This is a genomic window from Nocardiopsis sp. CC223A (genome assembly GCF_030766825.1).
Classification (GTDB): Bacteria; Actinomycetota; Actinomycetes; order Streptosporangiales; family Streptosporangiaceae; genus Nocardiopsis.
In genome coordinates, this window is the sequence record NZ_JASFDV010000132.1 from 1 (window position 1) to 11,377 (window position 11,377).

Genomic DNA, 11,377 nt, shown 5'->3' on the forward strand with positions numbered 1-11,377 from the left:
ACAACAGTCACTGAGGCCTCCTGCTCGGCACGGGCTTCGGAGGTGAGCGGCGCATCGTCCTCCTCTGCCACTGATGATGTAGCCGTGAGTAGGGACAACGCCAGGGTCGCGGCAGTAGTGACGGCTGTCGCGCGGGCCAGGGAACGACGCATGGGGGATGCCTGTCTTCGTTTGTGCCACGAGACGCCCTGCACACCGAAGAGTGGCAGACACCTCAAATCGGACAGGAGCGTACTGAGTTCCACTCGGTTCGCACAAGCCCCCACCGGCGATTCACGAACGCCTCGAGCACCAAGCAGCCGTCTGGTGCAGCGACCTCGAACAATGCTTCCGCCAGGCACCCAGATGAGACACCCTCAACTTTTGATAGGGCGCGTCCGAAACTCCAAGTCAGGTACGCAGCTACTAAGCGATAAGGCGTGCGGCCAAGTGCTCGGCGTGAGGCTTCAGGCGAACATGAAGAGGATCCCGGTCGGCAGCTTGGATGATCTCGGCACAGATCACCCACTGCGCAAGCCGACCAGACGGGGTGTCGAGCACGTCGGCGAACACCTCTCGCACCCGCGCCGCAGTCGCGGGTGCGAGGAGGGAGTAGGCGTGCAGGACCGCGATGTCGTACCCGGCCGGGGCGCTGCCCCAGCCTTCCCAGTCGATGATCTGGAGCGGGTCGGTGGTGAGGTTGGCCCAGTGCAGGTCTCCGTGGGAGGTCTCCCACCGCTCCACGGTCAGGTCCCGGCCGTGGAGGGCGGGGATGAAGCGGGGGATGCGGTCGATGTAGTCCTGCGTCACCACCCTGCGTCCCGATGAGGCCGGTGCCCGGTGCAGGTGGTCCAGAGCGGTGCGCAGGTCGTTCCACCACCCTTCCGGAATTGGGGCTGGGGTGTTCAGGTTCGGGGTCTGGGAGGGGGTTTCTCCTTGGAGGCGTTCCCAAAGGTGGGCCTGGAACACGAGACCGTTCTCGTCGTTCCAGGTGAGGTGGCCGAGTAGGGCGGGCCTGGGGACCTCCTCCGGCAAGAGGACGTCGGCCAGGTTCGCGCCCTCCCAGATCTTCCCGTCCGCCTTGGGTGCGGCCATGACCCGCAACCACCCCCGGACACCCTTGGCGGTGACCGGGCCGCCGAGGGTTCTACCGACCATCCCCGCCCGCAACAGCCCTGCGGGCTCGAGGGTGGCGGTGAGTTCGCGGGCGGCCCAGTGCCAGGGCCCGGTCAGGTCAGGTGACGGGTTGGAGGAGGTCACAGATGTCCTTGAGTCGAAGCGGCGGCAGGCGTTGGCCGGTGACCGTCTCGGTGGCCTGCCGCCAGTGGCCTGTGCTGGTAGTACCGAGCAGCACCCCGGTCAGCCCGGGGGTGGAGGCCGCGACCATCAACGCCGCCTGCACCGGAACGGCCCCGAATGCGATGTAGTCGGCCAGGTGGTCGTTGATGCGGGCGGGCAGGTCTCCGCCGTGCAGCGGCGCCGATCCCCACACTTCCCATCCTGCATCGCATGCGGCGATGATGGGGCCGTTTGCGGTGAGGGCCTGGCGGATCGGATCGATTTCCACCATGGATACCGGCAACTGCACCGCGGCCAGCCCGGTGTTCGGGCCGCCTGCCGCTTCCTCGGCAAGGCGGGCGAGGTCGGGGACGGTGAACGCGCCATCCCGGAACCCGGACCAGGTGGCGACCCCGTACCCGAGAAGCAGGCCTTCAGCACGGGCTTCCTCCAGAGCGGTGAACGCCTCCCGAATCCGGACGTGTAACCCCTGTCGGTCTCCGTTGTGGTGGTGGTCGGGGTTATGCAGGTACACCAGGTCCAGCATGGGGCGCTGGAGTTCGGCCCGGCTCATCCCCACCTGGTAGCGCGCATAGGCCGGGGCGATGCTGTGCCGGGTAGCGGCCTCATCCTCGGTGAGCACCCCGTCGGCCAGGGCGGCGCGGGCCTGGCCGGTGGTCATGTGCCCGACCTTGGTCGCGATCCGCACCCTGGGGTGTTCCTTGAGGATCGGGGACAGGGCGGCTTGGTGGGTGCCACCGCCGTAGACGGGGGCGGTGTCGATGAGGGGGCATCCGGCCGCAGCCGCGATGGTCGCCGAGGTGACCACGTCGCGGCTGCGGTAGGTGCCCAGGCCCAGCAGGGTCATCCCGCCTCGCCCTCCCACACCAGGGCCCCGTCCTCCAGCAGCCTGCACAGCAGATCGACCAAGGCGTCCCGTGGGACGGCGGGGACGAGCTGGGCCAGTTCCTTGACCGTGGCCGTGCCGGTATCGGCCAGGTAGGAGAGCACCGAGGCGGCTGCGGGAGCGATGCGCCAACGGCGACCCTGCGCGGCGTAGACGGCCTCGCCCCGTCCGGTGGTGAGGGTTCCGCGCCAGGTGGCCAGCCGCAGCAAAGAGGTGTCGGTGAGGTTCCCTGTCACAGCTGTGGGAAGGCTGAACGCCATCCGGGCCGTGGCGGTCTCGCTATCCGTCCGCCAGTACTCGCCCACCACGCTCGGGTCCTGGAGGCGGGCGGTGAGCAGTTCGCTCATCCGGTACGACCAGTCCGCGAACGCAGCCGGGTCCCGAGGCACGTCGGTACGGACCTGTTCGTGTTCGACCATGCGTGAGGTGAGCCAGGACAGGAAGTCGGCCCCGGTGGTGGTGTTCAGCCCGCAGGTCAGGTGCAGGCTGGGTTCGCCCTCGGAGGCGGCGACCGCGTGCCAGCAGCCTCGGGGGACGTGGAGGATGTCGCCGGGTTCCATGACGAACTCATCGATCGGGTCGGTGGGCGGGTCCTCGTCGAACTCGACGTCGTGGTGCAGGGGTGCGGTGCGGGTGGTGCCGTAGATGCGCCACCGCTTGCGGCCCAAGACTTGGAGCACGATGACGTCGTGGTCGTCCCAGTGCACGCCGAACCCCTCCTTGGGGGTCCAGCTGGCGTAGGCGTTGGTCTGGATGCCAGTGCCCAGCCAGGCCTCCATACCCGCGACCAGGTCGCCGATGGGCGAGTGCATCTCATCGATAGCGTCCACCACCAGAGTTGCGCCCTCGCGGAGGTGGCGGTGGAGCAGGTGAGGGACGGGAGCGTTCCAGTCGGGCATGCGCCGGTACCGGCGCCGCTGGGTGTAGTGGCCGACGTCGATGGTCTCCCCGGCTGAGAGCCGTACGCGCGGGGTGTCGATCCGGTGGGTGGCCAGGAGCCGGTTCAGGTCCTGCCAGGTGAGCAGGTCGGCGAAGACGTCCGGGTTGTTGTCGGGGGCGGGGTAGCGCTGGTGGTGGCGGCCGAGGACCTGGGCGGGGAAGGTGTCCCCGCCCAGACGGCCGCTGATCAGATCAGCGGACAAGGGTGCTCCTCAGGGGGTTCCTAGTGGAAGCCGTCGTTGGTGTCGGAGCGGCCGGTGCCGCCGCCGTCGGAGGGCTGGTCGCCGCGCGAGCGCAAGGCGGCGATGTCCTCGACCGCGATGAGCAGGCCGTTGTCGGGGGCCGTCCGCGGGGCGGGGGCCTGGGTGGTGTCCGTTGCCATCAGCGGTTCACTCCTTGGATGAGGGTTCTGTTTCTGCCGGGTCGGTAGCGGCGGAAGGGGGTGCGCGGGCCATGGCCATGGGTGACGGCTTTCTCATCGCGGGAGGTCTCGTGGACTCCGCCCGGCTCACCGTGCGATCTCCGCGTACACACCGGTACCGACCTTCAGTACTCCCCACTTCAGGCACAGGGCCTCGACCAGGAGAAGACCGCGGCCGTGGGTCGATGAGGCGTTCCGGGGGCGGAGCCTGGGAGCACGTCCGGGTTTGGGGCCGGCGTCCTTGACCGCGACCCTGATGCGGTCCTCATGGACATAGAGGCGGAGGGTGACGTTCTCACCGGGCAGGCCGCTGCGGGTGTGGGTGAGAGCGTTCGTGACCAGTTCTGACACGATCAGCGTCAGCATGTCGGGGACCTCGATGCCCCACTCGTGGAGGTGGTCCTCCACCCAGTGGCGGGCAGCAGCGACCGTGGTCAGATCACCGCCGGGGAAGGTGCGCCGCGCCTGGTACAGCGCTTGCCCCACTGGGGCCACCGCAGTCACCACCCTGTCCGCTCTCGGTAGGCGGACTGCGAGGCCGACGAGAGTTCGAGAGCGGCCACGGTCGGCGCGAAGAGCGCGGTCCGGAAGCCGTAGGCGATCTCCTCAGCGGTGAGTGGTGCCCGGTCGTAGGCGGCCCACTGCCTTTCATGAACGGCGCAAAGCAGGACACGCACCACCCATCCGAAATGGTGGAGGCCGACGATGTGGGACAACGTGCGCAGCCCTGGAGGGACAGCGTCCGGGACGGTAGAATCCGACATGTTCTCACCTCGGGTGTAGGGGTGAGGGCCGTACCCGGAGCTGATCGCACAGCTGCCGGGTTCCTTATTGCACCCTCACCGAGAAGCGATTCCGTGGCGCTTTCGTGCCACTCGGTACGCACACCCTCGCTGACCAGCAACGCAGCGTCCAGAGACGTGCCATTTCTGGAGAGCGAATCACACAAGCACTACCAGGCTGCTTGCGTTTGTGGTTTCTTGGTGCCATGACTGGAAAACCGAAGATCGTTGATGAAGTCGCCCAGGAAGAGTTTGCCCGCGAATTGATACGTTTGAGAACAGAGGCCGATTTGTCCCAGCGGGAGCTGGGGAGACTCACAGACACCTCGGGCCAGCAGGTCGGGGCCATCGAACGACTTCAGCGCCGCCCTTCCAAGGATTTCACCGTCGCCGCCGACAAGGCACTCGGCGCCAACGGTCGGCTACGAAATCTGTGGCCACAAGGTCGGGCAGCACCATCCCGTTGGCTTCAGAAGTACGTTGACATTGAGGCGAAAGCCCTGGTCATCCAGCAGTTCCAAGCTCAGGTCGTTCCAGCGCTCGTGCAATCAGAGCCCTATGCACGAGCAACACTGGAAGCGGCCTATCCTCCAAGCCCGCCAGAGAAACTCCACGACCTGCTGCAATCACGCCTACAGCGGCAGAAGCTGCTGGACCGGAGCACACCTCCGCTGGTCCAGTACGTCATCGATGAAGCGACGCTGCATCGGACCATCGGTGGCCCTGACGTCATGAGGGAACAGTTCCAGCGGATCGTTGATGTCGTGACGAGCAAGCCCTTCGTCACGGTCCAGGTACTGCCCTATGGACGCGGAGCGCACTGCGCGCTGGAGGGGAGCTTCACCCTGCTCGGCATGGCCCCGAGCGAGTACCTTGTGTACAGCGAAGGCGCTGGACGTGGCACCCTCTACACCGAACCTGATCTAGTTGCAGCGAACACCCTCAGGTTCGGCGCTCTACGGTCGCTTGCACTGACACCGGCCGAAAGCGTGCAGATGATCCAGTCACTGGCGGAAAGGGGAGCAGCATGAGCTCCGTCCCTTGGCACAAGTCCAGCTACAGCGGCAACACGGGCGAGTGCGTGGAAGTCTCGGAGGGCCCGGAGACTCGCGTCCGAGACACCCAGCACAGGGACCTAGGACTCCTCTCCGTCTCGGCTGCAGAGTGGTCGGCGTTGATCAACGCCATCACCAAGTAGGGCTCCGATCTGACGAGTGTAGGTCCCGCACCAGACGCAGTGGTGCGGGATCAATCCGTATCCGAACCGTCTCGGGTCGTCCAGCGCGAGCCTGGGTCTTCAAGCAGCACGCACGCGGTCGGATTTTGACCACCCCGTCGGCCCTCGGCCGCGAACGCGGAGCTATCCCGGCGTCTCACCGCCCCGGTGCAAGGTGTCGACACGGCTCCGTGATGAGCAGAAGAGGTTGGAGCAATGAACAAGTCACCGGTGCCGCCTGGCACGGACTGGCACAAGAGCAGCTACAGCAACGGGGGCACCAACTGCGTCGAAGCGCGTGAGGGCTCGCAGGGAGCCGACGTGCGCGACTCGCAGAACCCCCTCCTGGGTCACCTGAGTTTCGCCTCCCCGGAGTGGTCCGGATTCCTCCAGGGAATCAAGACCGGCCGCCTGGCCTGACCCACCACGCACTCACCGCCAAGCCCCGGAACCACCGTTTCCGGGGCTCCTCCGCCCTTGCTCCCTTTTCACGCAGTGGCACCTCTGACCTGCGGGGATGGAGTAACGGATTATGCGTCCGCTGGAAGTCGGCGCCGACCAACGGATTTTCGGAGCAGCGGGGCGAAAGCTCCCGGTTCAGCCGGGTTTGGAAGGTGCCGAACGGGAGTGTTGCTCCGGGTTGCTCGGCGAGGTGGGAGACACGGCGAAGACAACGGAGCACGTTCGGAGCAATCGGCGATCGCCGGAGACGTGAAGAACCCAGGACCGAGACCTTGAAAAGGGGCTCTGACCTGGGGTTTTGTGGGTAGGCCCCCAGGGGCTCGAACCCTGAACCCACGGATTAAAAGTCCGCTCCCACCCCACCGATACGCCCCACTATGTCCCAGTAGCTCCCTCATCGCCTCGCAGCGCCAACACCACGCAGGACCACCCGGCACCACCGAAAACCACCCCGCTCCCCAGCACCGGAGCAACCACCGAGCAACCGCCCCACCTCCCGAGTCACGGATCGAATCCACGGGAAAGCCCTGCCCGGAAACCTCGGGACACCTCAATCGCTATGAGGCTGCACAGCCCCGGATTCCGAGGGATCGGTCACATTCCTCGGCAGGCCTTGTGTAGTGCCCGGCCTCCATCCCGGAAGGGGTGCCTTTCACCTGAGAAAACCTCGTGAATCCCTGCAACGGGGTGGCCGGTACCGGCCACCCCGACGAAAGCTGGGGGGCCGTGGTGACGGTTTGTGGTGGCGGAGGCTATCTTCGTGTTCGCTCTCTGTGTTGGGCTGCATGGGCAAGGACCGAAGCGACGGGCGAGGGTGAGGTCTTCCCTTGATCATCCTTCGCCGCAGCATGGTTTTTGTTTTCAAAAAAGGAGGAATTGGAATGCCGAGTGGCGTTGGGATGGACCCTTCCGAGGGCTATACAGGAGGCAGTGCTTCCCTTATCGCCGCCTCACGTCTCCGTGACCTCCCTCTGGACTGGTCGGAGACGATCAGTGCTGTCGCCGAGATCATGAAGTCCACTCCGGTCGTCACCGGATGGACGAAATTCGGCTCTGACCAGGAAGAACATATGCAAGAAGTCCAGGAACACGCCAAGAGGCTTGCCGAGAACATCCAGTCCGCGTCTTCCGAGGGGTCGAGGACGGACACTGATTCCTCCGAAGGATACAGGTTCGCAACTGACGAGACCGTGCTTTCCAGGCCACTCAATATCGAGGCCTACTGATTTTCTCTTAGGCTTCCATGTTCGATCTTGATTGACCGAAAGGTTTGAGGTGTCCGGCTACGAGCTCCCGCATAAAAAGGTTGAAGCCAATGTTGGCGCCCTCAAGCGCCATGCTTTTGCCTTTGATGACATGTTTTCGAACATCACCGGCCGTTCGGCGAGTTTCAACGCCATCACCAATACGACGGCAACGAGCTTCTCCGAGCTCATCGATGATGACATCAGGGCTGCGGCCGATGAGAACCAAGGGGCTGGGAAGATGCGATTCTGGCGACCATACACGCCCAGGGCATCATCACCCTCTATGTGACCGCAGTGGAGACGTACGAGGAAGGGATCGAGTCCCTCAAAGAAGATCTGGCAAGGGTCGTGGCATCCTCGGACGACCATGCCGAGAAGCAGGAGTGGGTCGAGTACTACAAGGGGAAGGCCGACGAGAAGTGGGCAGCTCTGGAGACCTCGGCCGGGCAGGCCTCCGAGAGTCTGGCCTCAGGTCCGACCCCTGAAGGGATCAGGGAGCTCGTCGAAGGCGGTCACCTGGGAGACATTCCTGGAGGACTCGGTTGGGTTGTGACCGGGGATGACCGTTACTTCTCTTTCCCACCAGGGATCGACGGGAATGACCTGGCCAGGACCTTCGACCGCGCCGCTGATGGGGATGAAGAGGCCCTGCGGGAACTGGACGAGAATCTGGCTCTCGTGAACGCCTTCCTCTCCTCGGTGGCGAGCAGGCAGGGGAAGGGCGACCCGCTGACCGAGCGGGAACTGGAAATCCTCGGTGACCTCGTAGAGACCATGGATCTCGAAGAGCCGGGCTATCCAGACGATGGTTATTTCTTCGCCAACATGAACGAGTTCAAGGAAAGCGAGCACCTGACGCAGGAGCAGAAGGACCAGATCCTGGCCACCATGGGCGGATCCGTCCTTGCCCTCTCGGATGAGAGCATCGGTGGTGGATACGACCAGCTCCCCCAGTCGATCCATGAAGTCGTCGAAGGCCCGCTCAGCTATATTCCCTATTCGTCCCAGGGAGGAGCCTATTCTCCTGGTTGGGCCTCGGATTTCGAGATCCTGACAGAGATGTTCGACGGTGCGAACGGCATGTTCAATGAGGGTCAGGATGGCCCTCTCATCGGCGGAGCAGAATTGTCCGCGAACCTCACCGGGACCATTGCCGGTGTGGTCGAGGATCCGCTGACCGGAGGCACCGACGACGAGACCCTGCAGACGATGCTCGACATCTCGACTCAAAACAAGGACGCCAACTACGCGATCCTCACCGGGGAGTACCCCGATGGGGAGAGCTATATGCACCCGACGTACTTCTCGGTCGGGGGCGGGAAACAGGGAACAGAGCTTGGAGAACTCATTGCCAGCCTTTTCTCCCATGAATGGGAAGACGACGGAGCTGCTGTCCGTGGATTGACCGACTGGATTGACGAGTATCAGGCAAGCGAAGATCCCGAACAGAACCGAATGGGCTCTGACGCTTTCCTCTCCATGATCGAAACCATCACCTCGGAAGAGATGCAGGAACTCCTCAACCACACAGGACACGATGTCGAGGACGAGGATAACGGTGTGACCTGGCGGGACGTTTCCTTCACACAGTTGAACCCGGAGATCGCCGACTCCTTGGCCGACCTCTTCCTGTCTAATATTGAGGTTATGGAGAGCCCGGCTGGGTTCAACATTACGGACTCCAGGGAAATGGAAATCGAGAGTATAGATAACGGCTATAATCGCCATGGTGAACTAAGGCTGGATCCAGCAACCAGACTCGCGTTCGCCGAGTACATCATGGGAAGCGAGGAGGCCGCCATTCGGCTTCACAGCGCCTCATCATTCCGGACAGACGAGGGCATGGCAGAGTATTTCGGCAGCTATCCACCGGATCCTTCTCGGGCGCGCGAATCCGGCATCCTTCGCGGCCTGATCGAAACTGCCCTCAAGAATGAGCACGAAGCCGCGGTGGACAGAACCAATGGTGCTATCGACTATCAGAATACAGTGATGAGTGGCAGCGTTGACCTCACCGCAGCGGTATTTAATGAGATCGACGTACCTGGTGTGTCCAGTGTCACTGAAATGATGAAGCTCGGCTTCAAATATGTCCTGAACGAGGAACATATCGATGTTTCCCGAGACGCCAGTGGCGACTACAGTCCCCTGGCCACGGGAAACAGGGAAATTCTTCATGCCGCAACCGCCTTGGAGGAACAGGGGGCAGCCAGGTTCGAAGGCGTTGACCAGATGCGCGACCCCAGGACTGGCGATATCAGCCTCAATCCCGAACACTGGGTGGCCAAAATGGAAGGCAGGGAAACCGAACCTCTGGATCCCGAAGAAATTCTGGCTTATATCGACGACATGGAACAGGATATGAGGCAGACCGTATGGCCTGGCTCCGAGACCCCGGCTGAATCTGCCGTGGCAGTTGTTGGAACCTTTGAGACAGATTATAATAAAGCGGTCGCGGCACTGGATAACATCGGATAATTCTTGTCTTCAGAAATTCCCTTTTTCGGCCAACTATGGCAGGTACTACCGAATGTTTTTGCGAAGTGAAGCATGGGTGGCGGGGGTCGTTTTCACGCTTTTCGTCACGGCCTGCGGAGCTAACGAGGGGAGCTCGCGGCCGCTGCACGAAACCAGCGATGAGGCCTTTCAGTCTCCGGGCCCGGTCGATTCGGTCTCCGGAGTCGGCTGGGAGTGGGAGCCGTCCGAGGGGGCCCGGGCCCATGACGTTCATCCGACTCCTGTCGGGGCCGTGGTGGTACTCGATAGCGGATTCGTCGGCCTTCGGGGCGATACCGGTGAGGAACTATGGAGCTATACGCTCCCCGACACCGATCAGATTCATACCGACGTCTCCTCCGACGGAACTCGAGCAGCCGTCCGCTACACCAATGACGAGGGGGAACCCGTCGCAGTCCTACTCGACACCTCGACCGGTTCGATCGTGTCGGAGGATGCCCACTGGGACGGGGAGTCTCACTTGCTCGATGCAGAACTCCAGATCCATCGTCACTACGACGAGGATGGCTTTTCAGTGGAGGTCGCCGACCTGGCTGATGGACGGACCATGTGGCGCCAGGAGGAACCTGTGGCGTGTTCTGAAGGGCCTTCCCGGCAGGTCAGGGGCTCTTACCACGCTGATGCGGTCGTGCTGCTGGCCTACTGCGCCGACGATGTGTCCGAGGAAGCCATGTACTCGGCCGGGCAGCAGGCCACCCACGTCCTCGTAGCCCTGGACCCCGGCAGCGGACGGGAATTGTGGCGCCATGAGATCTCGGTGGACGACACCCAGGGTTACTTTCCAGAGAGCCGACTGACCCAGTATGGGGACACGCTGGTAGTGAAACTTCCGGGAGTTTCGGAACAACTGCTGCTTGACACAGCCACGGGTGATCTCCTTGAGGAGCTTTCCGGACATGTTCTCGACGTGACCGAGGAGGCCTACCTGGCCCGTATGGGGACGATCGAGAACCCCGTGTTCGAGCTCCGAGGATTCGACGGCCAGGTCCTCCATACGCTCCCCACCGATCCGGGTGATGTCGTAGCGGTCTTGGACGAGGGTCTGCTGAGGGTTCGCATGGAGCGCGGCCCGGACGGAGACACGATCGGTGCCGAGGTCACGCCTTGGCAGGGCGGGGACGGCACTGTTGTGGAGACAGGTCTGGTTGTGGAGTCCGCGGACAGTGAGGAGCCGGGTCGTCTGCTCAGGATGCCGGGTGCTGTGCTCCTGTACCCGTCGGTCGGCCCATCAGCGGGAGTTGACGCGATCGAGCACATCGTTGCTCTCCAGTGACCCGGTGGTGTGTCCTGCGTTTTTCGGAGTCGGTTTTTGTTTCGTGCCGGGTGTGATGGAGGCTCTCAAACCTGGGAAGGATGAGAGTCATGCCAGCACCGAGGAAGTACCCGCCTGAACTGCGCGAACGAGCGATCCGGATGGCCGTGGACGCCCGCCGCGACCCGACCACCCGCGACGGGGCCATCGCCCGCGTGGCCGACCGGTTGGGCATCAACCGCGAAACGCTGCGCAACCGGGTCACCCAGGCCGAGGCCGACGCCGGCCACCGGCCCGGCACCACCACCGACCAGGCCCACAGGATCGCCGAGCTCGAACGCGAGGTGCGGGAACTGCGCCGGGCGAACGCGATTCTG

The 11,377-nt window shown here is 63.7% G+C and carries 13 protein-coding genes and 1 tRNA gene; 8 read left to right on the plus strand and 6 right to left on the minus strand.

Translation table 11 applies throughout. The features are described from left to right. Positions 1-405: 405 nt before the first annotated feature. The 5 genes from QJS33_RS30090 to QJS33_RS30110 form a co-directional block, all read right to left on the minus strand. Positions 406-1,239, minus strand: a complete 834-nt coding sequence (locus tag QJS33_RS30090) for a phosphotransferase (RefSeq protein ID WP_306371464.1) — start codon at positions 1,237-1,239, stop codon at positions 406-408. After that, positions 1,214-2,125: an aldo/keto reductase gene (locus QJS33_RS30095; RefSeq protein ID WP_306371465.1), complete on the minus strand. Its 912-nt coding sequence runs from the start codon at positions 2,123-2,125 to the stop codon at positions 1,214-1,216. Before QJS33_RS30095 ends, QJS33_RS30090 begins: the two co-directional genes overlap by 26 nt. Then, on the minus strand, positions 2,122-3,306 hold the full coding sequence (locus QJS33_RS30100; RefSeq protein WP_306371466.1) for a cupin domain-containing protein: 1,185 nt from the start codon (positions 3,304-3,306) through the stop codon (positions 2,122-2,124). The genes QJS33_RS30095 and QJS33_RS30100 overlap by 4 nt, the downstream gene beginning before the upstream one ends. A gap of 20 nt (positions 3,307-3,326) precedes the next feature. Beyond that, entirely contained in the window at positions 3,327-3,485 is a 159-nt protein-coding gene (locus tag QJS33_RS30105; protein WP_178378580.1) for a hypothetical protein, read from the minus strand. A gap of 126 nt (positions 3,486-3,611) precedes the next feature. After that, positions 3,612-4,019 carry an ATP-binding protein gene (locus QJS33_RS30110; RefSeq protein ID WP_306371467.1) on the minus strand — a complete coding sequence of 136 codons (408 nt, stop codon included), beginning with the start codon at positions 4,017-4,019 and terminating at the stop codon, positions 3,612-3,614. A 493-nt stretch (positions 4,020-4,512) separates the two neighbouring features. On the opposite strand from QJS33_RS30110, the gene QJS33_RS30115 reads away from it, so the two are divergent. The 3 genes from QJS33_RS30115 to QJS33_RS30125 all read left to right on the plus strand — a co-directional run bounded on the left by QJS33_RS30115 (position 4,513) and on the right by QJS33_RS30125 (position 5,942). Beyond that, entirely contained in the window at positions 4,513-5,337 is an 825-nt protein-coding gene (locus QJS33_RS30115) for a helix-turn-helix transcriptional regulator (protein WP_306371468.1), read from the plus strand. Continuing rightward, positions 5,334-5,504 (plus strand): DUF397 domain-containing protein, encoded by a 171-nt coding sequence (locus QJS33_RS30120; protein ID WP_073380717.1) that lies wholly within the window; start codon positions 5,334-5,336, stop codon positions 5,502-5,504. Before QJS33_RS30115 ends, QJS33_RS30120 begins: the two co-directional genes overlap by 4 nt. 234 nt (positions 5,505-5,738) lie before the next feature. Beyond that, positions 5,739-5,942 (plus strand): DUF397 domain-containing protein, encoded by a 204-nt coding sequence (locus QJS33_RS30125; RefSeq protein WP_306371469.1) that lies wholly within the window; start codon positions 5,739-5,741, stop codon positions 5,940-5,942. Between the two features lie 347 nt (positions 5,943-6,289). Here the strand turns inward: QJS33_RS30125 and QJS33_RS30130 are convergent. Continuing rightward, a tRNA-Lys gene (locus QJS33_RS30130) sits at positions 6,290-6,378 on the minus strand. Between the two features lie 433 nt (positions 6,379-6,811). Between QJS33_RS30130 and QJS33_RS30135 the strand changes: the two genes are divergently transcribed. The 5 genes from QJS33_RS30135 to QJS33_RS30155 all read left to right on the plus strand — a co-directional run. Continuing rightward, positions 6,812-7,210, plus strand: a complete 399-nt coding sequence (locus tag QJS33_RS30135; protein WP_306371470.1) for a hypothetical protein — start codon at positions 6,812-6,814, stop codon at positions 7,208-7,210. Positions 7,211-7,259: 49 nt separating this feature from the next. Then, positions 7,260-7,520: a hypothetical protein gene (locus QJS33_RS30140; protein ID WP_306371471.1), complete on the plus strand. Its 261-nt coding sequence runs from the start codon at positions 7,260-7,262 to the stop codon at positions 7,518-7,520. Next, the gene (locus tag QJS33_RS30145) at positions 7,517-9,709 is read left to right on the plus strand and encodes a hypothetical protein (RefSeq protein ID WP_306371472.1); all 2,193 of its coding nucleotides are present in this window, start codon (positions 7,517-7,519) and stop codon (positions 9,707-9,709) included. The genes QJS33_RS30140 and QJS33_RS30145 overlap by 4 nt, the downstream gene beginning before the upstream one ends. Before the next feature lie 271 nt (positions 9,710-9,980). Further along, complete coding sequence (locus QJS33_RS30150) at positions 9,981-11,021, plus strand: PQQ-binding-like beta-propeller repeat protein (RefSeq protein ID WP_306371473.1); 1,041 nt, start codon at positions 9,981-9,983, stop codon at positions 11,019-11,021. A gap of 89 nt (positions 11,022-11,110) precedes the next feature. Further along, a partial coding sequence (locus QJS33_RS30155) for a transposase (RefSeq protein ID WP_306371474.1) occupies positions 11,111-11,377 on the plus strand: 267 nt, incomplete at its 3' end.